Annotated in this window: 23 protein-coding genes and 1 pseudogene; 14 read left to right on the forward strand and 10 right to left on the reverse strand. The window is 41.1% G+C overall.

The window, feature by feature from the left end:
- Together BW976_RS29425 and BW976_RS15765 are read left to right on the forward strand one after the other, a co-directional pair.
- Positions 1 to 330: pseudogene (locus BW976_RS29425) on the forward strand (hypothetical protein); the annotation flags it as partial.
- A gap of 212 nt (positions 331 to 542) precedes the next feature.
- On the forward strand, positions 543 to 2024 hold the full coding sequence (locus tag BW976_RS15765; RefSeq protein ID WP_076374286.1) for a TlpA family protein disulfide reductase: 1482 nt from the start codon (positions 543 to 545) through the stop codon (positions 2022 to 2024).
- Positions 2025 to 2076: 52 nt separating this feature from the next.
- Here BW976_RS15765 and BW976_RS15770 read toward each other — a convergent pair whose 3' ends face one another.
- The 5 genes from BW976_RS15770 to trpS form a co-directional block, all read right to left on the reverse strand.
- A complete protein-coding gene (locus BW976_RS15770) occupies positions 2077 to 2655 on the reverse strand; it encodes an exonuclease/endonuclease/phosphatase family protein (RefSeq protein ID WP_076374287.1) in 579 nt (192 codons plus the stop codon).
- Positions 2656 to 2909: 254 nt separating this feature from the next.
- Positions 2910 to 4256: an IS4 family transposase gene (locus BW976_RS15775; RefSeq protein ID WP_076374288.1), complete on the reverse strand. Its 1347-nt coding sequence runs from the start codon at positions 4254 to 4256 to the stop codon at positions 2910 to 2912.
- 458 nt (positions 4257 to 4714) lie between these two features.
- Positions 4715 to 5449, reverse strand: coding sequence for a 3-deoxy-manno-octulosonate cytidylyltransferase (gene kdsB / locus BW976_RS15780; protein ID WP_076374289.1), 735 nt, complete (start codon positions 5447 to 5449; stop codon positions 4715 to 4717).
- Between the two features lie 109 nt (positions 5450 to 5558).
- Positions 5559 to 6173, reverse strand: a complete 615-nt coding sequence (locus BW976_RS15785; RefSeq protein WP_076374290.1) for a deoxynucleoside kinase — start codon at positions 6171 to 6173, stop codon at positions 5559 to 5561.
- 151 nt (positions 6174 to 6324) lie between these two features.
- The gene (gene trpS / locus BW976_RS15790) at positions 6325 to 7320 is read right to left on the reverse strand and encodes a tryptophan--tRNA ligase (RefSeq protein WP_076374291.1); all 996 of its coding nucleotides are present in this window, start codon (positions 7318 to 7320) and stop codon (positions 6325 to 6327) included.
- Positions 7321 to 7365: 45 nt separating this feature from the next.
- On the opposite strand from trpS, the gene BW976_RS15795 reads away from it, so the two are divergent.
- The 6 genes from BW976_RS15795 to BW976_RS15820 all read left to right on the forward strand — a co-directional run bounded on the left by BW976_RS15795 (position 7366) and on the right by BW976_RS15820 (position 13326).
- A complete protein-coding gene (locus BW976_RS15795) occupies positions 7366 to 8109 on the forward strand; it encodes a lysophospholipid acyltransferase family protein (RefSeq protein WP_084192236.1) in 744 nt (247 codons plus the stop codon).
- Positions 8110 to 8147: 38 nt separating this feature from the next.
- Entirely contained in the window at positions 8148 to 8879 is a 732-nt protein-coding gene (locus tag BW976_RS15800; protein WP_076374293.1) for a lysophospholipid acyltransferase family protein, read from the forward strand.
- Positions 8876 to 9166, forward strand: a complete 291-nt coding sequence (gene gatC / locus BW976_RS15805; RefSeq protein WP_076374294.1) for an Asp-tRNA(Asn)/Glu-tRNA(Gln) amidotransferase subunit GatC — start codon at positions 8876 to 8878, stop codon at positions 9164 to 9166. The genes BW976_RS15800 and gatC overlap by 4 nt, the downstream gene beginning before the upstream one ends.
- Before the next feature lie 118 nt (positions 9167 to 9284).
- Positions 9285 to 10025: an ABC transporter ATP-binding protein gene (locus tag BW976_RS15810; RefSeq protein ID WP_076374295.1), complete on the forward strand. Its 741-nt coding sequence runs from the start codon at positions 9285 to 9287 to the stop codon at positions 10023 to 10025.
- A gap of 41 nt (positions 10026 to 10066) precedes the next feature.
- Positions 10067 to 11713 carry a serine hydrolase domain-containing protein gene (locus tag BW976_RS15815; protein ID WP_076374296.1) on the forward strand — a complete coding sequence of 549 codons (1647 nt, stop codon included), beginning with the start codon at positions 10067 to 10069 and terminating at the stop codon, positions 11711 to 11713.
- A 449-nt stretch (positions 11714 to 12162) separates the two neighbouring features.
- Positions 12163 to 13326 (forward strand): M23 family metallopeptidase, encoded by a 1164-nt coding sequence (locus BW976_RS15820; protein ID WP_076374297.1) that lies wholly within the window; start codon positions 12163 to 12165, stop codon positions 13324 to 13326.
- 58 nt (positions 13327 to 13384) lie between these two features.
- Here the strand turns inward: BW976_RS15820 and BW976_RS15825 are convergent, their stop codons facing one another.
- The gene (locus tag BW976_RS15825; protein WP_076374298.1) at positions 13385 to 14434 is read right to left on the reverse strand and encodes a cyanophycinase; all 1050 of its coding nucleotides are present in this window, start codon (positions 14432 to 14434) and stop codon (positions 13385 to 13387) included.
- A 155-nt stretch (positions 14435 to 14589) separates the two neighbouring features.
- On the opposite strand from BW976_RS15825, the gene BW976_RS15830 reads away from it, so the two are divergent.
- A complete protein-coding gene (locus BW976_RS15830) occupies positions 14590 to 15792 on the forward strand; it encodes a sensor histidine kinase (protein WP_076374299.1) in 1203 nt (400 codons plus the stop codon).
- Positions 15793 to 15794: 2 nt separating this feature from the next.
- Here the strand turns inward: BW976_RS15830 and BW976_RS15835 are convergent, their stop codons facing one another.
- Positions 15795 to 16583, reverse strand: a complete 789-nt coding sequence (locus BW976_RS15835) for a hypothetical protein (RefSeq protein ID WP_139332316.1) — start codon at positions 16581 to 16583, stop codon at positions 15795 to 15797.
- A gap of 4 nt (positions 16584 to 16587) precedes the next feature.
- Complete coding sequence (locus BW976_RS15840) at positions 16588 to 17595, reverse strand: chitinase (RefSeq protein WP_175614117.1); 1008 nt, start codon at positions 17593 to 17595, stop codon at positions 16588 to 16590.
- Positions 17596 to 17850: 255 nt separating this feature from the next.
- Between BW976_RS15840 and BW976_RS15845 the strand changes: the two genes are divergently transcribed.
- The 3 genes from BW976_RS15845 (at position 17851) to BW976_RS29080 (ending at position 18968) form a co-directional block, all read left to right on the forward strand.
- Positions 17851 to 18399 carry a cob(I)yrinic acid a,c-diamide adenosyltransferase gene (locus BW976_RS15845; RefSeq protein WP_076374301.1) on the forward strand — a complete coding sequence of 183 codons (549 nt, stop codon included), beginning with the start codon at positions 17851 to 17853 and terminating at the stop codon, positions 18397 to 18399.
- Positions 18400 to 18491: 92 nt separating this feature from the next.
- On the forward strand, positions 18492 to 18713 hold the full coding sequence (locus BW976_RS15850) for a DUF2795 domain-containing protein (RefSeq protein WP_002996718.1): 222 nt from the start codon (positions 18492 to 18494) through the stop codon (positions 18711 to 18713).
- A gap of 108 nt (positions 18714 to 18821) precedes the next feature.
- A complete protein-coding gene (locus BW976_RS29080; RefSeq protein ID WP_139332317.1) occupies positions 18822 to 18968 on the forward strand; it encodes a lmo0937 family membrane protein in 147 nt (48 codons plus the stop codon).
- Between the two features lie 41 nt (positions 18969 to 19009).
- Here BW976_RS29080 and BW976_RS15855 read toward each other — a convergent pair whose 3' ends face one another.
- A complete protein-coding gene (locus BW976_RS15855; RefSeq protein WP_076374302.1) occupies positions 19010 to 19738 on the reverse strand; it encodes a 2-C-methyl-D-erythritol 4-phosphate cytidylyltransferase in 729 nt (242 codons plus the stop codon).
- Between the two features lie 81 nt (positions 19739 to 19819).
- Entirely contained in the window at positions 19820 to 20869 is a 1050-nt protein-coding gene (gene queA, locus BW976_RS15860; RefSeq protein ID WP_076374303.1) for a tRNA preQ1(34) S-adenosylmethionine ribosyltransferase-isomerase QueA, read from the reverse strand.
- A 248-nt stretch (positions 20870 to 21117) separates the two neighbouring features.
- On the opposite strand from queA, the gene BW976_RS15865 reads away from it, so the two are divergent.
- On the forward strand, positions 21118 to 22365 hold the full coding sequence (locus tag BW976_RS15865) for an ABC transporter permease (protein ID WP_076374304.1): 1248 nt from the start codon (positions 21118 to 21120) through the stop codon (positions 22363 to 22365).
- A 7-nt stretch (positions 22366 to 22372) separates the two neighbouring features.
- The gene (locus BW976_RS15870; RefSeq protein WP_076374305.1) at positions 22373 to 22906 is read left to right on the forward strand and encodes a DUF3347 domain-containing protein; all 534 of its coding nucleotides are present in this window, start codon (positions 22373 to 22375) and stop codon (positions 22904 to 22906) included.
- The last annotated feature ends 117 nt before the right edge of the window (positions 22907 to 23023 follow it).

Raw genomic sequence — 23023 nt, forward strand, 5'->3', positions numbered from 1 at the left:
CAAAACAGTTCAGGCAAGAAGAACAAAAGTAAAAGTAAGGGTAAACCTGCCGTCGGTCAGATCTTCAAACAAATGGCCCAGGGCTTGCTGAACAGCAAATACATTGGCTGGGGTGCGTTTGCCAGGCGGCTAAGGGGACGTAAAGGGCCGGCAGTCGCCATAAAGGCTACTGCAAGAAAACTTGCCGCTCAATATTGGCGCCTGATCGTCAAGGGAAACGAGTTCGTTGAAAGAGGTATGGAGGCCTATCAAACGATCCTTATCCAGCAGAAAAAGAAGCGCTTAGAAAAGTTAGCCCTCGAATTAGATATGAAACTTGTACCTGCTTAATTAAGTATGTCATGGGTAGCCTGTCGAAGGGCGCGCGCAGAGGCCTGCACACCATGCTTCGACGGGGCTGCATGACATCCTTGTTTTGTCGTCAATTCATAAGCTATTACTTAAAAAGAGCATCAGGCATCTCTTTTATTTCGCAGGTTTTCAGAATTTTACCTTACTTGTTTTAATGCTATATTTACGATAATCTAATCCTATTACATCTCATGAAAAGCCTGTTATTTATACACTTGTTATTTTTAACGCTTACCTTAAGCGCACAAACGAAAAAGAAACCTGTTAACAAAGACCTAATCTTTAAACCCTTAGTTGCTGCCCCTGCACCTAAAGCCACCGCAGTAATTAAAGGGAACGTTAAAAACTTTAGCGATAAATATTGGGAGTTAGCCGTAACTGGCGATTTGACCAATTATTCTATAACAGTACCTGTTGATCAAGATGGTAATTTTAGCAGAACAATTAGTATTGACGATGAAACGGAGGATATTTACCTGTATCTTAACGATGACGCGATTACGATATGCGCCCAAAAAAACGATACCATACTGGTAAACTGGGACAATAAGGATTTTAAAAATACTTTTCGTATTTCGTCTCCACAACCACGCGCCAATGCCAGGTTACAGGCCAAAATTTCTGTTTATAACCTTTGCCGGAAAGAATTGATGGATCTGACGGCATCTATGTATACCGATAAATTTTCTGATTCGGTGAAGTATGAAAAGATAAACAATTTGTATAACAAGGAAATGATGATAGCGGCCGTAAATCTTAATGAGACTGGGAATCAGAAATTGATCACTGATGTATATTATGAATATGTTAGCTTGCTAAATAATCAACGATTATTGCCTAAGTATGATCTGCATATTAAAGATACCAGCGCTATGGGTAAAAAACTCAACAAGGAATTTGGCCCAGGTACTTACCGCACAGAATCGCAATATGCTTATCAAAACAGCAATGCCTATAAAGAATTTATTTTTAATTACATCCGCTTTAGCAATGCTTTAATCAACGTTAGAGGTAACAAATTGCTGGCTTGGATGCCTACATGGAATGAGTATTACCTTGGGATGGCCAATCTTCGTATACCAGAGATCCGCGATTGGTTTGTAACCAAAGAAATAGAGCTGGCATTTGGACATTACCCATTTAATGATGCAAATGGTGTTTATAACGACTTTATAACCAAAGTTACAACCCCACGATATGCTGATAGCCTTAAACAATTCTATGCGGCTATAAAGCAGTTAAAGCCCGGCAGTCCCGCGCCTGATTTTAGTTTAAAGAATGATAAAGGCGAAATGGTATCCTTGAAAAGTTTGCGGGGAAAGGTAGTTTACATTGACTTTTGGGGTGTAGGATGCGGTCCCTGCGTATATGAAATAAAAAACACCACCGAACCCCTGCATGGAAAGTATAAAGATAAGAATGTGGTTTTTTTAAATATCTGTGTCGATTCTGATGAGAAAACCTGGAAAAATAGTCTGGATTCGTTAAAGGTAAGTGGCACAAACCTTATTGCCGAAGGCTGGACACGAAACCCTGTTTGTCAAAAATATAATATAACGGGTATTCCGCATTATGTCACTATTGGTACAGATGGTAAGATAGTGAATAATAATAGCGCAAGGCCATCAGATGGCAGGTTGCTTACTGAAGAGTTGGATAAGGCTTTGAAGTAACAATTAATCAGTGCCAAAACAGAAAAGGGGATTAATCATCCCCTTTTCTGTTTTAAATGCTTGTGGTATTATTATACTGCTGAACCAGGTTTCTGATCCGTTTAAAGCTGAACTTGTTTTCTGAGGTGTATTGGGCATAAACAGCATTATTATCGCTGATTAGTGTGGTAAACTCCCCCTCACGCTGTTTTCTTGATTTGGACATAAACACGTCGTCGGTTTTTAAGGGACGAGCTATATCCGAGCCTTTACTAACATACCATTTGGTAATTTGGGTAACGGTATTATTTACATAAATTTCAGTAACTTCTTCGTACAGGTTTATTTTCCCGGTTTCCAGAACAAGCAGGAATTCGGGCTTGCTTTTACCTTCTTTGATAACGGACCGGTACAAAGTATTCTTTTTGCTGATATAGTATTCTTTTATAGTTTCATGTTTGATTTTTACAAGTGGGCTATTCTCAGTTGTTTTATAATTGCCATCGCCACAGGTTATTAACGGGATCTTGATGGTACAGGGTATTGAATCGCCTTGGGTTGTAATAACATAATCCTGGCCTTGAGCCTTTACGCCTAATGTAAATAAGGCAGCAACTATGCAGATAGCGGCTTTTTTCAATAGGGATTTCATAGTGCTGTGTGGTTAATGTAAAAGCAAAGTTATTACATGTTTAACCGCATAGTGTTATATGAATGCCATAATTTAATCAAACGATTAACATTTTTTGACGGTGGAATTAGAAGAGGATTTTAGAAGAAAGTTGTTGAAAAGAAATGAAAAAAGAACCTGGGCACGTGCGATTCCCTCCCCACGGGCTACTGTGTGGACACATCTTTTAATTGTATTCCTGAAACAGTAGCCAACCTTCGTAAACGTTGTAGAATTTAGCCAGGCCTTTTTTGTAAAACGATCGGGCCTGGTTTTCTTTGCGAAGTATACCCTTTCCACCCGCCTATTCTGGCAATTATCCAGGTTGCCCATTTCAGGGTATTTGTTTTTTCCGGATTTTTTAACTTTTCGGTATCCCCTTCCAGTTTTTTACCAATCATTTGTAAACACTTTTGTTCCTGATGATCAAATACTTGATCTATACTTTGCTCATTATCATCTAAGTAAGCGAGCATCATTTGCAATATCCGAAGACTGGCCATCATGGCCAGCAAAGTGAGTTTATGAATGGCCCATCCTTGCTCCAGTTGCGATCTTTCGATTCTGAAACCATCTGTTTTAAGTAAACGGTGTATCTGTTCAATATGCCACCGTTCTTTATACCAACAGATGATCTGTAAGGCTTGTTCCGGGTTTGTTACTTCGTGGGTAGTTAATATCCGCCAGCAGATGCCTTTATCCTTATTCTGCTCCGTAGCCTCCACTATATATACTTGCTGAGCGCCTGGCAATTGTTCATCCCTGCATGAAACGGGCTTTAAAAGTTCTACCTTAGTCCACTTTAGCCCCATTTGAACAATACGTTTGCGATTGCCCTTTCTGATATCACCAGCTATGGCAAGTTCATAATCATACAGCACAGGTAGTGCATTAAGATGCGTGCTTAACTTTAACTTTCCGGCGATCTGACGGTCGTGGTTAGAACGTATCACCAGGTGCACTTTATCTTTTTCAGCTACCCCAAACAGATCGTAAATATCGCTTTCCCGGTCTGCAACAATAGTTATCGCAGCCGCCTGTTTTAATAAAGCTTTACTCTGTTGGGCCGCTGCTATCCATTTATAAGACTCCTTTTTTTCAATAGCAAGATGTTGATAATCCCGTTCAAGTTTTCCGGGTGCGTTCACCGCCCTTTCCCACGCTTTTATATAGGAATATCCCAGTGCATGACTACTAACGGCGTCAACTACTAAACTGGTATGCAACATAAAACCAAGGATATCATTCCTGGAAGTTGTGCCTAATCCGCTTTCGGGTTTTATTCGCCCTTGTTTAGATGAAAAGTTAAACTCTGAGGTATCTTGTATACATAATAAATGTCGGCCCGGGCTTAATACCCGGCAGCGCTCAACTATACTTTTTTCTATAGCCGTTTCGCTGAAACTCTCGTTGTTAAACAATCGATAGAAGCTTTTTTGTTCAGCTTCGCTTTCTGTGATCTGACGCAAGCTACTATTGCGCCCTGTAGTTAGCTTTCTTAATGCATCTGCAGCGCGCCGTTCTATTCGCTTGTCGCCAAATGCCCCTTTAAAATCAGGATTCGAATTGATGGGCTCTTCCATCTTGCTAAAGTCGCACTTTTATAACTTACTTGTGTCCACACAGTAGCCCCACGGGAGGGGTTTATTGGTGATGCATATCGTATAAACCCCTCCCTGCATTTGTGCGCAAGCCGGCCGCACCCCTCCCGTGGGGCTACTGTGTGTACACATCTTTTTGATGCACTAATAATTAGAAAAAGCCGCTCCAGAGGAGCAAAATGTCGGTAGAAACAATAAAATTCTACCTCTTTTTAGTGCCGTAGGTACTAAACTAACCTAATTCAGGTCTATTGATGTGTCATTATTTGACCTGCAAAGATCAATAGTGACGTACCTACGGCACGTAAACCTCTTTTGATCCTATTTCTACCGACATGAAACCCCTTCGGGGTTTTATCAAAAAGATGTGTACACACAGTAGCCCGTGGGGAGGGAACTTATAGCTTCTGAATAATTGGGGAATATAGGGCTATCGATCTTTATTGATCAAATTTCAATTTCAACAGATCTTCCGGTACATCCACCGCATAGGTTTCCAGTTCGGTTTCGGCAACTTTAATGCGGTAACCATTCTCAATCCAGCGCAGTTGCTCCAGGCTTTCGGCTTTTTCTAAGGATGATACGGGCAATTTGGTGATCTGCTTTAATACGTCGGCCCGGTAGCCATATATGCCAATGTGTTTAAAGAAAGTGTAAAATTCCAGCCAGTTCTCAAGTTCTTGTCCGCGGATATGTGGTAGGGCTGAACGGGAAAAATAAACCGCCTCAGATAGTTTGTTGACCACTACCTTGGGTGAGTTGTTATTAAATAGCTCTTCTTCGGTTTTAATTCTTTTGATGAGGGTAGCCAGTTGGGTATCCTTATCAGTAAAACAGGCGGTGAGCTTGGTGATCTGTTCCGGATCGATAAAAGGCTCATCGCCCTGAATGTTGATGATCACTTCATACTCCGGGTGCAGCAAAGCAACCTCGGCACAACGGTCGGTGCCGCTTTGGTGTGTATCTGCTGTCATTACGGCAACGCCGCCAAAAGCCTTTACGTGGTTAAATATGCGGTCGTCATCGGTAGCTACCACCACTTCACTCAGGTTGCTGCACTTTTTGGCCTGCTCATATACCCGCTGTATCATGCTTTTGCCGGCAATATCAACTAATGGTTTACCCGGGAAACGGGAAGAAGCGTAGCGGGCGGGGATAATACCTAATACTTTCATTTGTTAGGTTATAGGTTTTACGTAATACGTTGTACGTTTTGCCTGATGATTATTTTAATATTTGAACTTCTAAGAACGTATTACGTATAACTTTAAACGTACAACGTCTCTAAAACAGCCCGTTAATTTCGCGTTCGATCAATTGCACAATGGTAGCCATATCTTCGGTGTTATTGGCAAAGTCAAGGTTATCTTTATCCAATATCAATAGCTTGCCCAGCTTGTAGTTTTTTATCCACTTGTCGTACTTCTCGTTCAGCTTGGACAGATAATCCAAACGAATGCCTATTTCATATTCGCGTCCGCGACGTTGTATGTTACTGACCAGGGTAGGCACCGAAGCTTTGAGGTAAACCAGCAGGTCGGGTGGCTTTATGTATTCGGTAATATTGTCAAAAATGGATTGGTAGTTTTCGTAATCGCGACTGGTCATGAGGCCCATATCATGCAGGTTTTCGGCAAAAATATAAGCATCCTCATAAATGGTACGATCCTGCAAAATGTTGCGACCACTTTTTTGTATGTCAACAATCTGACGGTAACGGCTGTTCAGGAAATAGATCTGGAGGTTAAAGCTCCAGCGTTTCATATCGCTGTAAAAATCTTCCAGATAAGGGTTGTTATCAACGGCTTCAAACAGCGGTTCCCATCCATAGTTCCGGGCCAGCATTTCGGTGAGGGTAGTTTTGCCCGCTCCTATGTTTCCTACAATAGCTATGTGCATACAATGTTAATTTGTTCGAATCAGAATTTCCCTAATTTACAGAATTTGTCTGAATCAGGATTTCCCTAATTTACAGAATCATCAGGATTTTTTACCAGTCAATTCTGTAAATCCTAAAATTCTGTCAATTCTGATTCTGACAATGAACCAATTAAAATTTCCTGAAACCTATAATTTCCCTTACCTCACGTATAGTTTTTGAAGCGCTTTCGCGGGCTTTGTCGGCACCGTGCTGGGCTACTTTACTCAGGTAGGCTGCATCGTTGGCAATAGCGTTAATACGATCGCGGATAGGGGCTGTAGCAATGATCATATCTTCGGCCAGTTGCTTTTTCAGGTCGCCGTAACGGATGATGCAGGTATTGTACAGGTTATCAAAATGAGCCAGGGTATCTGCCGATGAAACTACTTTCATTAGGTCGAACAAATTCTGGATCTCCTGTGGTTTGGCCTGATTTTCTGTGGTCGGGCCACCATCGGTCACCGCGCGCATTACTTTTTTGCGGATGGCTTCCGGCGTATCGCTTAGAAAAATGGCATTGCCTTCCCCCTCTGATTTTCCCATTTTTCCCTTGCCGTCGAGTCCTGGGATTTTCACCAGGTTGTTGCTGTAACTAAAGGCATATGGCTCGGGGAAGTAATCGTGATTATAGAGTCTGTTAAAACGGTTACCAAAAGTGCGGGCCATTTCCAGGTGTTGCTCCTGGTCTTTACCAACAGGTACTTTGGTCGCTTTATGAATAATAATATCGGCAGCCATTAACACCGGGTAAGTAAGCAGACCGGCGTTTACGTTATCTGGATTGGCACGCACCTTATCTTTAAAGGAGGTGGCGCGTTCCAGCTCGCCAAGGTAGGCGTTCATATTGAGATATAAGTATAATTCGGCAATCTCGGGCACGTCTGATTGTACGTAGATAGTTGCTTTATCCGGATCGATGCCAGCAGCCAGGTACTCCACCAAAACCTGTTTTACGTTGGTATGCAGATCGGCAGGGGTTGGGTGCGTAGTTAATGAGTGAAGATCGGCGATGAAAAAAAAGCAGTTATATTCCGACTGCATTTTTATAAAATTTTGCAGCGCTCCGTAGTAATTTCCTAAGTGCAGATTTCCGGTTGAACGGATGCCACTAACAACAGTTTCCATAGGTTGCGAAAGTAAGGAATTTTTCTATTTTTGATGATGATGAAAATGATATTGAAAAAAGTGCATATCTACCTATATGTGCTCAGTGTGGCATTATCTTATTTTATATTCTGGCCGTTTTTTTATTATTGTTCGCGAAAACCAGAGCGTTACAGGAACATGAACCGGCTGCGAAGGTTCTGGGGCTTAATCAGTTCGGCTGCGGTTGGCTTCTTTTATCGCTTTGAATTTGAAGAGCCTGTTGACTGGAGTAAAACCTATATTGTGTGTGCCAATCATACCTCCAATTTGGATATTGCGGCCATGTGTGTACTGGTCAATAATAATTGCTGCTTCATGGGTAAACAGGAGCTGGAAGACGGACTGGTAACTGGCTTGTTCTTCCGTTCGGTTGATATTGCGGTGAACAGGGATAGTAAAATGTCATCATTCCGGGCATTTAAAAAGGCCGCCGAAAAATTGCAGAGCGGCATAACCATGATCATTTTTCCCGAAGGCAAAATAGCCGACGATTACCCACCGCAGTTACAGGAGTTTAAAAATGGGCCTTTCAGGCTGGCTATCGAGTTGAAAATACCAATTATCGCGGTAACCTCACCCAATACCTGGCAAATGCTTTGGGATACCGGACTTCAACATGGCAGTAAGCCAGGTGTTTGTGATTTTTATGTGCATAAACCTATTGATACAACTAAGCTGACGGTTGACGATGCCGACATGTTACGCGACAGGGTTTATGACTTGATGAAACAGAAACTTAACGAGCTACAACAGTTAGTAATGGTTTAGTCTGTGTCGATTGAGTATTTTTTCTAATTTTGGTCGCCATGAAATTAATAATAAAAAGAATACATACACAGTTTTACAAGACCAGTGTTACATTCTTTTTTATCCTTTGTTTCCCAATTCTGTACCTGCTTAGTAAAAGCCCAAAGCTTTATAAATACATCAATAAATTCAGGCAGATAATTGCTCTGATAAGCTCGGCATGCTCAGGTATATTTTATCGGGCCACCTATGAGGCGCCTATTGACTGGAACAAAACTTATGTCATATGTCCTAACCATACTTCAAACCTTGACGTGTTGGCTATCAGCACCAATTTACATAATAATCATTGTTTTATGGCCAAAGAAGAACTGAAAGCTTATTTTGTGCTAAACTTTTTTTTTAAAACAATAGATATTACGGTTAACCGCGAAAGCAAAATATCATCATTCAGAGCATTTAAAGTGGCAGCCGAAAGGTTAAAGAATGGTGTAAGTGTAGTGATCTTTCCCGAAGGTACTATTCCTGATAATCATCCGCCTGCCTTGCACCCATTTAAGAATGGCCCTTTCAGATTGGCTATTGAAATGAAGGTGCCAATTATCCCCATTACATCGCTAGATACCTGGAAAGTACTGTGGGATACGGGTAAAGAATTTGGCAGCAGACCCGGAATTTGTGATATATTTGTACATAAACCCATTGAAACGGCCCATTTAACTTTAGATGATGCCGATGCGCTGCGCGATGAGGTTTACGCTATTATTAAACAAAAATTGCTACAGGCATGACCATTGATAAAGAAACAGTTGAAAAAGTTGCCCACCTGGCCCGTTTAGAACTTAACGAAACAGAAAAACAGGAGATGATTAAGGATATGAGCAAGATTCTTGACTTTATGGCAAAACTGAATGAACTGGATACAACCGGTGTTGAGCCCCTGGTTTACATGACCGGCGATGCCAATGTTTTGCGCGATGATGTGGTAAAACAACAAATAACCCACCGGGAAGCGCTGGAAAACGCTCCAAAACATGATGAGAACTACTTCCTGGTTGCCAAAGTGATTGAGAAGTAATTCAAAATTCAAAATTAAAAAGTCAAAATCCCTGTATTGCATTTTTGAATTTTGACCTTTTAATTTTGAATTATCTGTAACTTCACAGGCATATCTTAGTCCAAACCAAAAATATTATATGGAGCCATTGAATACAGACAAACCATTAATAACCATTAAAGATATCGGGCGTAAGTACGTGATCGGCTCCGAAGTGATCCACGCGCTTAAATCAGTTACCCTCAATATCAATAAAGGTGAGTTTGTAGCATTGATGGGGCCATCCGGTTCTGGAAAATCAACCTTGATGAATATCCTGGGATGCCTGGATACACCGTCAAAAGGCGAGTATATCCTGAATGGAATTAATGTAAGCCATATGACCGATAATGAACTGGCCGAAGTGCGTAACTCCGAGATCGGTTTCGTTTTCCAGACATTTAACCTGCTGCCCCGTAATACAGCACTTGATAATGTGGCATTGCCCTTAATTTATGCCGGCATTAACAAAGAAACCCGTACAGAACGGGCTACCAACGCGCTTAAAAACGTTGGTTTAGGTAACCGTGTTGATCATAAGCCTAACGAATTATCTGGTGGTCAGCGTCAGCGTGTAGCCGTGGCGCGTGCCTTGATTAATAACCCATCCATTATTCTGGCCGATGAGCCTACCGGTAACCTCGATACCAAAACATCTATTGAAATCATGGGTCTGATAGAAGATATCCACGCCAAAGGCAATACCATTATACTGGTAACGCACGAAGAGGATATAGCCCTGCACGCTCACCGCATTGTACGTATGCGCGATGGTTTAATAGAGAAAGATTACGCCAATACCGAAATCCAAACCGTAAGCCGCAAGGTAGAGGAAGTGTAGAAAGAGACAAGACTGTTAGAGTCAGGAATCAAGAAAAAGTAATGAAACATTATATTCTTTTTATTCTGGCTATAACAATTGCCAGCTGTTCGTTTGCCCAAACCAGTAATATTACCCAACCTGAGTCCATTTCGCTACCTGTTTATAAAGCAAACGTAGGTAGAGTGGTCTTTTTGGCGGATACCATAGCTTTTGAAAGGCTAAAACAAACTGATTTGCTGAGCCGGTTTGAAGCCAAAGCTCAAAATAATTTGTATATGAGGCTTTTTATAGCCAATTCTCTCACTAATTATCAGCATCAGCTTAATCCTTCTTTAAGTGTGGAGGATTTAAATAAAGGAAATTTCCAATTCACCTTTTATGTTGATGGCAGGCAGATATATCAGGAAAATTTGAACAAAGGCGCTAATTTACCTGCTACCAAAAATACCAAAACAACGATTAGTGCTCCCTTGATTAGTAACCGGGATGAAGCTTCCTGGGGGAAGGGGCTTTGGTCCCGCTTCACGGCCAGGGGCGGCGATGATGCGCTGATAACCGGTGCACATTTATTAAAAATAGAGGTTCGGCCCTATATCAGCAGTCCTGATTTAAAGGTTGGCGAAATAATTGCCAGCGGAGAACTACAGTTTATTGTACCACACGCCGATGTGAAAGCCGTCCCGATACAGTCTATAAAACCTAATAGTGGCTGGCAGGTTTCTGGCGAGCCCTTTGATCAGAACAAGATCATGGAACTGAATGGCTTAATAGCCCAAAACAAGTTGAAAGATATTACCAGTATTGTAGTCATCAAAAATGGAAAACTCCTAATCGAAGAATATTTTAATGGAAGCAGTCGCAATTCGCTGCATGATCCACGTTCGGCAGGTAAAACTTTCGCATCGGCTATGATGGGAATAGCGATTCATGATGGATTTATTAAGAGTGAAAACCAAACGTTAAAAGATTTTTACGATCTTAAGAAGTTTAATAACTATTCGCCGCGAAAAGAAGCTATTACTTTGAAAAGCCTGCTAACTATGAGCTCGGTATTTGACGGTGATGATAACGACAGCGATTCGCCGGGGAACGAAGAAAATATGTACCCAACACCCGACTGGGCAAAATTTACGCTTGACCTTAGTGTGGATAGCTCCAAAACCGGAGGCAAACAATGGAATTATTTTACAGCCGGAGCCATGCTTTTGGGTGATATCATCAATAAGTCTGTCCCGGGAGGTTTAGAAAAATATGCTGATGAAAAGCTGTTTAAGCCTTTGAGCATAACAAAATATCAGTGGCCCTATTCTCCACAGCACGTTCCAAGTACTGCCGGTGGCTTGCAGATGCGTTCGCTGGATTATGCCAAATTCGGGCAACTATACAAAAACAACGGAGTATGGAACGATAAACAGATTATCCCTGCAAGCTGGGTAAAGCAATCGTTTACCAAATATCTTAGCCTTCCAAAAGATGTGGTAGGCGAGGGCTATTATGGTTATTTGTTCTGGAACAAAACCTATACCGTTAATAACAAATCATATGAAACCTTTTATTGCTCAGGTAATGGCGGCAACAAAATATTTGTTTTTACCGATGAGCCATTGGTGGTGATTGTTACCGCTACCGCCTATAACAGGCCCTATGCCCACCCGCAGGTTGATAAAATGATGCAGGAGTATATTTTACCGGCGGTGTTAAAGTAGTTGATGGGAAGGGAAAAAATTGCGCCCATTCAAGCGTCCACGCTTGAATGTTATTTTAAGTAAGCGTCCACGCTTACTTTTTTGATACGATAGTCGTAATAAGCGTGAACGCTTACCCAAATTTTAGTTCAAGCGAAGGACGCTTGAACCGGCTGAAGCGGCGAGACTTCAAATAACCATAAGCGCTGACGCTTAAATGAGCAAATAAGTCGGTTTACATAAATTTACTGAATTTTATCTTATTTAATTGATAATCAATTAAATAAGTCAATGTTAACCATGAAATGTGTAAACCATGTAAACCCACTTTTACACTGCTCATTCAAGCGTAGACGTATGTTTGAATGGACTGAGAAATCTTCTGTTCAATTCATCACATTTGATAAAGTTTATTGATGCTGTAACCTTAAGGATATTTTTATGTGTCTGACTATTTATATATTAGAAACATGAAAATATCTAATCGGCAAGCTTTTTTTTTGATGTGGTTGCTTTTTGTAATGGTTCAATCGCAACAATTGATGGCGCAGGCTTTATCTTCCGGACAACCAAATACTGCGGTAAAACCGTTTTCCTTTCCACTACAATTAGAGATGCGCGTGCCTTTTGATCCAACGGATTTCCCCAGCGGTTCAAAGTCTTATCTAATCTATGAGTTATATCTAACAAACTTCAGCTCATCTCCTATAAACTTGCGGCGCATAGAGTTAATGGATGCCGGCAAGGAAAATACCCGCCCTTTTGCGACCTTTGAGGCCGCGCAATTGCAAACCATGTTACAACCCTTAGGCGGAATGGAACTTGGCCCGAATGAAAAATTAACGATTACCGGAGGAAAAACTGTAATTGTATTCATGGAAGTAGTATCAGATAAGAAAAAGCCTTTTCCTATCAAATTAATGCACCGTGTGATAACAGAAACCGATTCGCTGGATGGAGTTAGAATTTCGACGCACAATACTAATTTAAAGGTGCTTGGGCCTCCGGTGCAAGGTGCTAGCTGGATTGCAGCTGATGGCCCCAGCAATGATGTAGATAATCATCACCGGCGTGGAGTAGTTATTCTTGACGGATGTAGTGTAGATTCACGGCGATATGCTATCGACTGGAAAAAGGTTAAGGACAGTGTGTCTTTTTCAGGCGATCCACGCAATGTTAATTCCTACTTCTGTTATGGCGAAAGGGTATTCGCCGTTGCCGACGGTCGTGTGATCAGGGCAAAAGATGGCTTGCCCAACAATGTTCCGGGCCACGGCAAAGCATTTCATCCGGCCGTGCCGCTAACATTTGAAACACTTGCCGGTAACAGTATTACCATTGACCTTGGCAATGGTCAATTTGCTTACTATATGCATTTGCAGCCCGGGAGTTTACGGGTCAAACCAGGCGATCGCGTACGTAAGGGCCAGTTATTAGCATGTATCGGTGCTTCGGGCGATGCACGTGAGCCACACCTCCACTTTGAGCTTACCACATCTCCAAAACTTCTTTTCGGAGAAGGGATCCCTTATTTGATAGATCGCTATAGCTTAAATTTTCAAAAAGATGATTCTATCGGTATTCGGATACATGAATTACCTACTGACAAAGAAATTGTTGACTTCGGTGAGTAGAACGTCAAGTAACGATCAAGCACATAAAGTAAAAGACGTTTGAATGGGCGGAGGGGGATTATTTTACCTCCTGCCGTTTTAATTTACCAGCTTCTACCCACCACCAGAGCCATTTACCTCCCGATGCCTGTACCTCGTTAAAGTTTGCTACATCAAAACTTCCATTGCCTGTTGCCGTTCCTTGTACTTCATAAACCCGGATAGCTTGTTGGTTGTTATTCCAGGTTAAAGGTTTGCCCGGATCGCATACCTCAGGCGGTTTTTGGCTGTTGGTAATTAAAAAGTAGGCTTTGCTGGTTCCTATCACTGTGGCATGGCCGTTTTCGTCAACACAAACCGCCGTATGCTCATCGGCAGCTATTCCGTTGGCAAACAGGTTCCAGTCTTTTATAATGCGACTTAAAAAGGCCACGTGCCTGCCCTGCCTGTCGCGGGTGATATAATGCTGGTCGGTAATAACGGATTGGAGAAAGGGGGCATGCAACAAATCATCATGATACAATTTTACCAGTGGATTGTAGGGATTAGCCAGGGCCTGATCGGCGGTAACGCTGGCATTTTCGCCGCTATAATAAATACCGCCCATAATGGCGCAACCCGCGCTGGTACCGCCAACCGGCACATGTTTTACATTGAGCAGGTAATTGATGGCATCCATGGTTTTAGTACCCCGCCAGTAGTTCATGTAGTTGGATTGATCGCCACCGGCAATAAAAAGCATTTCGGCATTGCGAATGATGTAGGCAACCGTATCATTATTAGCTAACTCCCTGGAATCAATTTTAAGGGTTTCTACTGAATTTACCTTACCCAGCCCATAGATATAAGGATTGTAGCCATTTTTACCCGATGCTCTAATGATCACCACATCGCCGCCGCCGCTACGGTCAATCATCCACTTAAATGCTTCGTCAACATCCCTACCACCACCTATCATCACCAGGCCGGCCTTAACCGGGGTGTTTACATTAGCCGTATCACCAATAATGCCTATAGACGCCGGGCGGCCAGGAATATGCTTGCCTGCCTTAATGGTATCTGCAAAAGGGCAGGCCCATGATATCAGGTAGCCCCCTAAAAGTATAACGGTTATGATGAGATGGCGCATAATTGTGAATGTAAATATTGTGTTTTCATTCAAATTTAAAAAACTAAAATTCGCCATACATCGTATTTAACCCATTGCCGGTTATGTACGATAAGATGTTTGTTGGTAAACATTTTACTATATTACATGTTCTCCCTCTGTTTTAATTAAAGTTAATGATCAAACCTCCTATCCCTGAAAACGAGAACGAACGTCTGGCCGCGCTATATGCCTATAATATTCTGGATACTTTACCCGAAAAAGGATTCGACGAAATAACCCTTATTGCTTCAGAAATTTGCCAAACGCCTATATCGCTGGTTAGCCTTATTGATAACGACAGGCAATGGTTTAAGTCGCACAAAGGTTTAGAGGTTACAGAAACCATAAAAGATTATGCCTTTTGCGCGCATGCTATCCTGGAGCCGGAAGCAGTAATGATAGTGCGGGATGCCAATGATGATGAAAGGTTTGTAGGTAATCCGCTGGTAATAGGCGATCCGAAGGTGATATTTTATACAGGCGTACCGCTCATTAATCCGGAAGGCTATGCCTTGGGTACTTTATGTGTGATTGATCATAAAGCCCGGGAACTAAATGATCAGCAGATCATGGCCCTTAAGGCCTTGGCCAGCCAGGTTGTCGCGCAGCTGGAATTGAAAAGAAAAATTGTTGAACTTGATGCAACGAGGCGCGAATTAGAACAATCGAACCAATACCTGGAAAGATTTGCCGTAATGGCCGCTCATGATATTCGTAACCCGCTAACCAGTATTTTGTTGACCAGCCAGATACTCAAAGATCGTTTTAAAAATAAGCTTGATGAAAAAGGAAACAAGTTTTTGGATATTATCACCACATCTTCGCATAAATTGATTGGTATGCTGGAGAAAATGCTCGACTACTCCAAATCGAACAAGATATTATTGCAAAATAAAGAAGAAGCGGATATTGTGCTTTTATTGAACGATGTAGTAAGACTTATTAACGTTCCCGACGCTTTTACCATCCAACTTCCGGAAGCGCCAGTTAAAATTGTAACCTCGGTAGTAGCTTTTGAGCAGATCATGATCAACCTGCTCAACAACGCCATCCGTTATAATAATAAAGCATGGGGCCACATCAAAATCAGCTATACCGAAGATGCGGAGTTTTACTGCTTTGATATTACCGATAATGGTATAGGGATAGCCCCTGAATATTTCGAGAAGGTATTTGAATCCATGTTTACACTGGGTCATAAAGACCGTTTTGATAAGAAGGGCACCGGCGTGGGGTTGTGTACCGTAAAAAGCCTGGTAGAGGCATTAGACGGAACAATAACCGTAAGTTCTGTACTGGATGAGTTTACAACATTTACTTTTAAGCTTAAAAAGTAAAACTATTTCCACCAAAGAGCCTGTTCTTCTTCATTGGCTTGTTTGGCTTTGGCATCATTGCCAAACGAATCGCGTTTGTTTTGCCAGCCAAAAAGAAGATATTTATCAACCGGCGAAAACTCGCCTGCCCCGCCATCCAGGCTGCCTCCGTTAGGTATGCGATAATCGCCCCAGTTGCAGCGTTTGCTTAAGTCTTTGTTATATGGGTTCCAGGTGCCAACAAATTCGTTGTTTGTAAAGCTGTCTGATTGCTGGTCAATATCGTCATAGTGAATTTCATCATTTTTATCTAAATAGAAGCTCGATTTAAAGCTTCCTTTAAATATACCTGCATGGCTTTGGTCGTTGGGTTCAGTAAAAATATAATTGCCCAAAATGACAAACTGCCCTTTAATGCCTTCGTTTTTATGCTCATCATTCAGTCCTTTGGAAACGTATTTAAGTTTGAGGATATCAGTAATTTCAATAGTTCCCTTAAAATCGCTGATGTTTGCTTTGACCATCGATTTGCCATACACCGCGTAGGAGTTTGATGAAGGACCTTTGGTGACTGTTATAAATTTAATCCGGATGCGCTGGTAATCGGGGCCAATAAAGCCATAAATAAATTCATTCGGAGTCTTATCCCATAACTTTGAAAAATCGTAACTGGCAAATTGCTGTTTAACATCTTCTTTGCTAAAATTGCCTTTGTTTAGCTCCCTCTTTTTAAATAAAACAGCTTCTGACTGAGCCCTGCAAACTACATTCAGGCATATTAGTGCAATGGTAAAGCAAATGATTCTTTTCACCTTATTAATATTTATAAGGTTCCATTTTACCGCATGAACAGGCGCAATTGGCATCGGTGATACCTAGTTTCTTTAAAAAGAACTGGTAAAAGCCAATACGGTCATTCATGCTGTACATGTTTTCGCCTTTATTACATTCTACTTCACCGTTCACGATATTGATGGTCATGCCGAAACCAGGCGTGCGGCCTTTCGCTTTATCGATAGCATTGGGTTGCCATTTGCCGGTCATTACATCATGTGCCGATGGTTTATGTGTTTCAGGCGTCATCCAGAAATAAATGGCCGCTTTAAAGGCTACCACCGGATCGTTCTCCACCAGATCGGGGTTGTTCAGTAAAATTTTGGCATCGCCAAATATACAGGTAGATGCCAGGCCATAATTGCCGTTATAGCTTAACTGCATGGGGCCTCGGCCATAATATTTTTTACCCGTAACCGGCGGGTATTCATCGCTCTCGGCAATATAACTTAAAGATGTATTGCTTTCATGTATCAGCATTAATCCGTCAGTATAGGTGGCATTTACTCCATGACGGGTTTCGTGGGCTATATGCGCAAAAAAGGCCGCCAGCTCTTTTTTATTGGCTTCGGCGCTAAATTGGGTGCAGAAGTTACCATAATCTACCGTAAAGGTACTATCGGGCTTCTTTTTGGCCCAGTCCTCGTTCCAGTCACCGTCCTGTCTTACAGTACTAACCTTACCTGTTTTTTTATCAGTACGGATATATTGATAAACAGATGTTGCCCTTCGGGTAACTTGTATTTTTATTTGACCTAGTTCGTCGGCTGCTTTTATAAAAGCGGTATAACTATAAAATTTATCGCGCTGCGGAAAAAGCTCATTGAATTGTTGTTCGCTGATGAGTGTTGATATAGATGCCGTTTTTTGCGAAGTAGCTGTTGCTGCCGGAGCTTTGGAGCCATTGCTGTTGCCGCAGCTAAAAGCCGATATTGCTAATGCGGTGAAAGGTATAATGACGAGTTTTGATGATAATACAATCGATCTCATGATTTTTATAGATAACATGGTTAAGAAAAAAACAAGATGTGAGAGTCAAGAATCAAGAAAATAATTAATAGTAAAAATTAATTTCTCTATCCTCTTGGTTTTTGACTCTCATATCTTGACTCTCAGTTTATGCAAGTTTAATTCTAACATTTAAAAATTTACACTTTATTAGCAAAAATTATACTACAAGTGTTAACAATCTGCAATATATAAACGTATATTCAACTTAAAGGATAAATGCTGCGGATATAAAATATGAAGATATATACTAAAACAGGTGATAAAGGGTTTACATCATTAATAGGAGGAACCCGGGTAGCCAAGCATCATATACGGATTGAGAGTTATGGAACCGTAGATGAACTAAATTCCTATATCGGCCTCATTCGCGATCAGGATATTACTGACCATGATAAGGACATATTGAAGCAGATACAGGACAGGTTGTTTACTATAGGCTCCTCATTGGCTGCCGATCCGGAAAGATCAAAAATGGTAATTCCCGACTTGCATATGACTGATGTGGAGCTGTTGGAACAGGAAATGGATGCCATGAACGAAAAATTGCCTGAATTGCGTCATTTTATTTTGCCGGGCGGAAATAATACCATTTCGTTTTGCCATATTGCAAGATGTATTTGCCGCCGGGCCGAAAGGATAACCGTTCATTTGGCCGAAGAAAGCCCGGTTGATGAAAAAGTGAACATTTATCTGAACAGGCTGAGTGATTACTTATTCACGTTAGCACGTAAAATTGCAAATGAGCATAAAATACCTGAAAATCAATGGATACCCCGCATGTGAAAAATGTGAAAAAAAATGTTGATTTTTCAATTGAAAATATTATACTTTTGCGAAAAAGTTAATTTACTGAAATTAAATATAAATAGAGAAACATGTATTGGACACTTGAACTGGCATCTCACCTTGAAGATGCGCCCTGGCCCGCAACAAAGGATGAATTAATTGATTATGCTATCCGTTCAGGAGCTCCTGTTGAGGTTATTGAAAACCTGCAGGCGCTGGAAGACGATGGTGAACCGTATGAAAATATCGAAGAGATATGGCCGGATTACCCGACAAAAGACGATTTCTTTTTTAACGAAGACGAATATTAGCAACATGAAAAACCCTCTTACGGAGGGTTTTTTTGTAGATACTACTTTTTGGAATGATTTTAGTAATAAGCCTTTCATATTTATCACTTAAAACTAAAACATATCAAAATGAGAGGTCTATTGTACATTATCGCCGTTATCCTGGTAATAGGATGGATATTTGGGTTTTTCTTTGGTCACGCCACCGGACTGATCCATATTTTATTAGTTATAGCTATTATAGCTGTACTTTTAGGAGTTATCCGCAGGGCATAGCAATTGCCTGCTCATGCAATTGAAATTTAAAACCAATGGCTTTAGTCCATTGGTTTTTTGCTTAAAAGCAATTCGGCTATGGCTATGTCTTCTGGAAAAGTGAGCTTGATGTTTTGGTGACTGCCTTCGGTCAGATGTATTTCAACGCCGTATTGTTCAACTACACTGGCATCATCGGTGAAATGCTCACTGTAAGGCTGCTCATAAGCTTTTTTTAACAAGTCGGCTTTAAACGTTTGCGGGGTTTGTATCATATAGATTTGATCCCTTAGCAAACTTACAGACCTGTCATTGATCAACTGTCTTATCGAATCACGGCTTTTAACGGCTGTTACAGCATTGCTATGTTCTTGGGCGTATTGGTAGGAGGTTTCGATAATATGGCTGCTGGTAAGTGGGCGTACGGCATCATGAACGGCTACTAACGTATTGTCATCAGCTAATAGTTGATCAAGCCCATTCTTCACAGAATGAAAGCGGGTTTCGCCACCGGTAACCAGAGCGTGTGGAGTATCAAATTGATGAGTGTGGCAAAGTTCTTCCCAATAATCGTGATAGGCCACCGGTAAAACTAAAATGATATCTGGTTTTACAGTTGATTGCGTGAAGGCCAATATGGTGTGCATTAAAACAGGCAAGCCATTAAGCAATAGAAATTGCTTAGGAACAACAGATTGCATCCTGGTGCCTGTTCCACCGGCTACAATAATGGCGTAGTTCTTTCGAGATATAAGATGCGAGATATGAGATGTGGGATTTTGCTCGTTCATAAAATGTTCCCAAATCTAAAGCAAAAAAAATGAGATACAAGAAAACTCTCATATCTCAAATCTTATGTCTTAAGCCTAAGCTTAGATGATCAGCATGGCATCGCCATAGCTGTAAAAACGATATTTTTCTTTAACGGCAACTTCGTAAGCGTTCATCACATACTCATAACCACCAAATGCCGATACCATCATTAATAAGGTTGACTCTGGCGTGTGGAAGTTGGTGATCATGCTGTTAGCGATGCTGAAATCATACGGCGGGAAAATGAATTTGCTTGTCCAGTCGTTAGCGGCTTTCAATGTTTTACCTGCAGATACTGCCGATTCAATGGCACGCATAGAAGTAGTACCAACTGCGCAGATGCGTTTTTTACGCTCGATACCACGGTTTACGATATCAGCCTGTTTTTGCTCAATGATGAATTGTTCAGAATCCATTTTGTGCTTGGTCAGATCCTCCACCTCAACCGGACGGAAAGTTCCTAAACCCACATGCAGGGTAACTTCGGCAAAATCAACACCTTTTAACTCCAGGCGTTTCATGAGTTCGCGGCTAAAGTGTAAACCGGCGGTAGGAGCAGCAACAGCACCTTCGTGCTTAGCGAAAATGGTTTGGTAACGCTCTTTATCTTCTGCGGTAGCTTTACGTTTGATGTATTTTGGCAGTGGTGTTTCGCCCAAAATTTCCACATTTCTGCGGAATTCCTCGTCGGTACCGTCAAATAAGAAACGGATGGTACGGCCACGTGAAGTGGTGTTGTCCACAACTTCGGCAATCAGCAAATCATCGTCGCCAAAATATAATTTATTACCTACGCGTATTTTACGGGCCGGATCAACTAATACATCCCATAAACGCAGTTCTTTATTGAGTTCGCGTAATAAAAATACTTCAATTGTAGCGCCTGTTTTTTCTTTATTACCATACAAACGTGCAGGAAATACTTTGGTGTTATTCAGGATCATTACATCCTGGTCATCAAAATAATCCAGTACATCTTTAAATATTTTATGCTCAATTTTTCCTGAATCTTTGTGTAAAACCATTAAACGGGCTTCGTCGCGGGTGGCAGATGGATTATGTGCTACTAATGATTCGGGTAAATTGAATTTGAATTGAGATAATTTCATGCTTGTATTTATGAATTTTCAGGGCGCAAATGTATTAATTTTTTTTGTTAATCTCACCGATTTTTTTATGAACAACATGGTTTGGATATTATTCAGTTTATATACAAAAAGAATGTAACTTAACAGCTGTAATATCGTCTAAAAAACGAAATATTCCATAACGGTATATTTTTACAAAAATATTCTGTCAATATAGCTTGTAAACTTGTGTTACAGAATGATTAACCATCGAGATCAAAATAAGTTGTATGCTATTTTTAAAACTTTTCAGAGAAAGCTTTTTGTTCGCTTATGATGCGCTAAGACAAAATAAATTGCGCACCATGCTTTCCTTGCTGGGAGTAACCATAGGCATATTTACTATAATCGCGGTTTTTTCGGCTGTGGATACCTTGCGTAATAACCTGCAAAAAAGTGTCGACAAACTAGGTAACAATAGTGTTTATATCCAAAAATGGCCCTGGGTTGGCGGCAGCGACTTTCCATGGTGGAAATATTTGCAGCGCCCCGTACCGAAATTGCGCAATTTTGAGGAGTTGCAGCGCCGAAGCCAAACCGCAGAAGCGTTATCATATGAGATATCTATAGATAATCGCACTATTAAATATAAGAGTAACACCGTTGAAGGCGCCCAGATAGACGCTGCTTCCAAAGATCATGATAAAACCTGGAATTTTGATTTTGCCAGCGGCAGGTACTTTACCGAAATGGAATCAAAAACAGGTGCGCCTGTAGTCAATATAGGTTTTGATATTGCCGAAAATCTGTTTCCTGCTGGTGATGCGGTGGGTAAGCAGATCAAAGTACTCAATCGTTATGTTACGGTGGTAGGCGTGTTTTCGAAACAAGGAAAAGACATGCTGGGCATCTCTACGGATAAAGAGGTTTTGCTGCCGCTTAATTTTGCGCATAACCTGATTGATATACAAGCCGAAAAATATCAGCCGCAAATTATTGTACGTGGTAAAAAAGGTATCCCGGTTGATGATGTGGAAAGTGAACTAAGGGGATTGATGCGTTCGATCATGAGTTTAAGGCCTGGGCAGGAAGATAACTTTTCACTGAACCGCACCACCATGTTGACCAATGCCTTGGACGATCTTTTCAGCATTGTTAATAAAGGGGGCTTTATTATTGGTTTGTTCTCGATGCTGGTAGGTGGTTTTGGCATAGCTAACATTATGTTTGTATCGGTAAAAGAACGTACCAATATTATAGGTATCCAGAAATCACTGGGGGCTAAAAACTATTTCATACTGCTTCAGTTTTTGATCGAATCCATTGTGCTTTGCTTATTGGGAGGTTTGGTAGGGCTTTTACTAGTGTATTTTTCAACGTTTGGGGCCAAAGCTCTATTTGATGTACAGGTAGTGCTGGATATCAACAATATTTTAAAAGGCTTAGGTTTTTCTTTAGGAATAGGTGTAATTTCGGGTATTATTCCAGCGTATTCGGCTTCAAGGCTCGATCCTGTTGAGGCTATACGTACAAATTAATACCGATATGAAGATCAATCTTTTTAACAGCACTTTATTGGCAGGACTTGTTATATCAGTAGCCGCATGTAAACAAACTAGCAAACCAGTACAGGAAAAAACGACTAAACCAGATAGTGCTAAAACTATCGTAGCTAAAGTTGCCTATACATCCAATACCGCCGATGTATTTAATAATTACATCGGTCTCAAAAATCAGTTCCTGAAATCGAATATGAAGGGCATCAAAAGTACCGCCGCTATGCTGGAGAATAAACTGGCTGGCATTAAAGGTTGTACAGAAACGGCCACACTGGCTCACCAAATAGCTACAGGCGATGATATCAAAGCACAGCGCGACGCATTTTTGATATTGAGTAAAGATGTCATCGGTCTTATAAAAGGTGCTAAATTCAAATCCGCTCACATATATGTCGATTTTTGCCCTATGGCCGATAATGGCAAAGGGGGCTATTGGCTATCTGTCAATAAGGCTATCGAAAATCCGTACTTTCCAGAACACATGAAAACTTGCGGACAGGTTAAAGAACAGATCAATTAAACAGATCGGTTTTTTGTCTATTTCTTTTGTCCCGGCTTTGTAATTAATGTTTTTTTAATAAATAATTGATGCTTTGTAATTAGCAAAACTGGGTTTAATTAATAGATTTGCACATAA

It is taken from the genome of Mucilaginibacter lappiensis (genome assembly GCF_900155965.1).
Classification (GTDB): Bacteria; Bacteroidota; Bacteroidia; order Sphingobacteriales; family Sphingobacteriaceae; genus Mucilaginibacter; species Mucilaginibacter lappiensis.

Bases quoted from the DNA above. Each gene is read 5' to 3' on its own strand.
- BW976_RS15850 (WP_002996718.1), top strand. From the start codon at position 18,492: ATGTATTGGACACTTGAACTGGCATCTCACCTTGAAGATGCGCCCTGG.
- BW976_RS15830 (WP_076374299.1), top strand. From the start codon at position 14,590: ATGATCAAACCTCCTATCCCTGAAAACGAGAACGAACGTCTGGCCGCG.
- BW976_RS15865 (WP_076374304.1), top strand. From the start codon at position 21,118: ATGCTATTTTTAAAACTTTTCAGAGAAAGCTTTTTGTTCGCTTATGAT.
- kdsB (WP_076374289.1), bottom strand. From the start codon at position 5,449: ATGAAAGTATTAGGTATTATCCCCGCCCGCTACGCTTCTTCCCGTTTC.
- BW976_RS15820 (WP_076374297.1), top strand. From the start codon at position 12,163: ATGAAAATATCTAATCGGCAAGCTTTTTTTTTGATGTGGTTGCTTTTT.
- BW976_RS15840 (WP_175614117.1), bottom strand. From the start codon at position 17,595: ATGAGATCGATTGTATTATCATCAAAACTCGTCATTATACCTTTCACC.
- BW976_RS15825 (WP_076374298.1), bottom strand. From the start codon at position 14,434: ATGCGCCATCTCATCATAACCGTTATACTTTTAGGGGGCTACCTGATA.
- BW976_RS15795 (WP_084192236.1), top strand. From the start codon at position 7,366: ATGATATTGAAAAAAGTGCATATCTACCTATATGTGCTCAGTGTGGCA.
- BW976_RS15870 (WP_076374305.1), top strand. From the start codon at position 22,373: ATGAAGATCAATCTTTTTAACAGCACTTTATTGGCAGGACTTGTTATA.
- BW976_RS15810 (WP_076374295.1), top strand. From the start codon at position 9,285: ATGGAGCCATTGAATACAGACAAACCATTAATAACCATTAAAGATATC.
- queA (WP_076374303.1), bottom strand. From the start codon at position 20,869: ATGAAATTATCTCAATTCAAATTCAATTTACCCGAATCATTAGTAGCA.
- BW976_RS15785 (WP_076374290.1), bottom strand. From the start codon at position 6,173: ATGCACATAGCTATTGTAGGAAACATAGGAGCGGGCAAAACTACCCTC.
- BW976_RS15775 (WP_076374288.1), bottom strand. From the start codon at position 4,256: ATGGAAGAGCCCATCAATTCGAATCCTGATTTTAAAGGGGCATTTGGC.
- trpS (WP_076374291.1), bottom strand. From the start codon at position 7,320: ATGGAAACTGTTGTTAGTGGCATCCGTTCAACCGGAAATCTGCACTTA.
- gatC (WP_076374294.1), top strand. From the start codon at position 8,876: ATGACCATTGATAAAGAAACAGTTGAAAAAGTTGCCCACCTGGCCCGT.
- BW976_RS15770 (WP_076374287.1), bottom strand. From the start codon at position 2,655: ATGAAATCCCTATTGAAAAAAGCCGCTATCTGCATAGTTGCTGCCTTA.
- BW976_RS15800 (WP_076374293.1), top strand. From the start codon at position 8,148: ATGAAATTAATAATAAAAAGAATACATACACAGTTTTACAAGACCAGT.
- BW976_RS15765 (WP_076374286.1), top strand. From the start codon at position 543: ATGAAAAGCCTGTTATTTATACACTTGTTATTTTTAACGCTTACCTTA.
- BW976_RS15855 (WP_076374302.1), bottom strand. From the start codon at position 19,738: ATGAACGAGCAAAATCCCACATCTCATATCTCGCATCTTATATCTCGA.
- BW976_RS15845 (WP_076374301.1), top strand. From the start codon at position 17,851: ATGAAGATATATACTAAAACAGGTGATAAAGGGTTTACATCATTAATA.
- BW976_RS15815 (WP_076374296.1), top strand. From the start codon at position 10,067: ATGAAACATTATATTCTTTTTATTCTGGCTATAACAATTGCCAGCTGT.
- BW976_RS29080 (WP_139332317.1), top strand. From the start codon at position 18,822: ATGAGAGGTCTATTGTACATTATCGCCGTTATCCTGGTAATAGGATGG.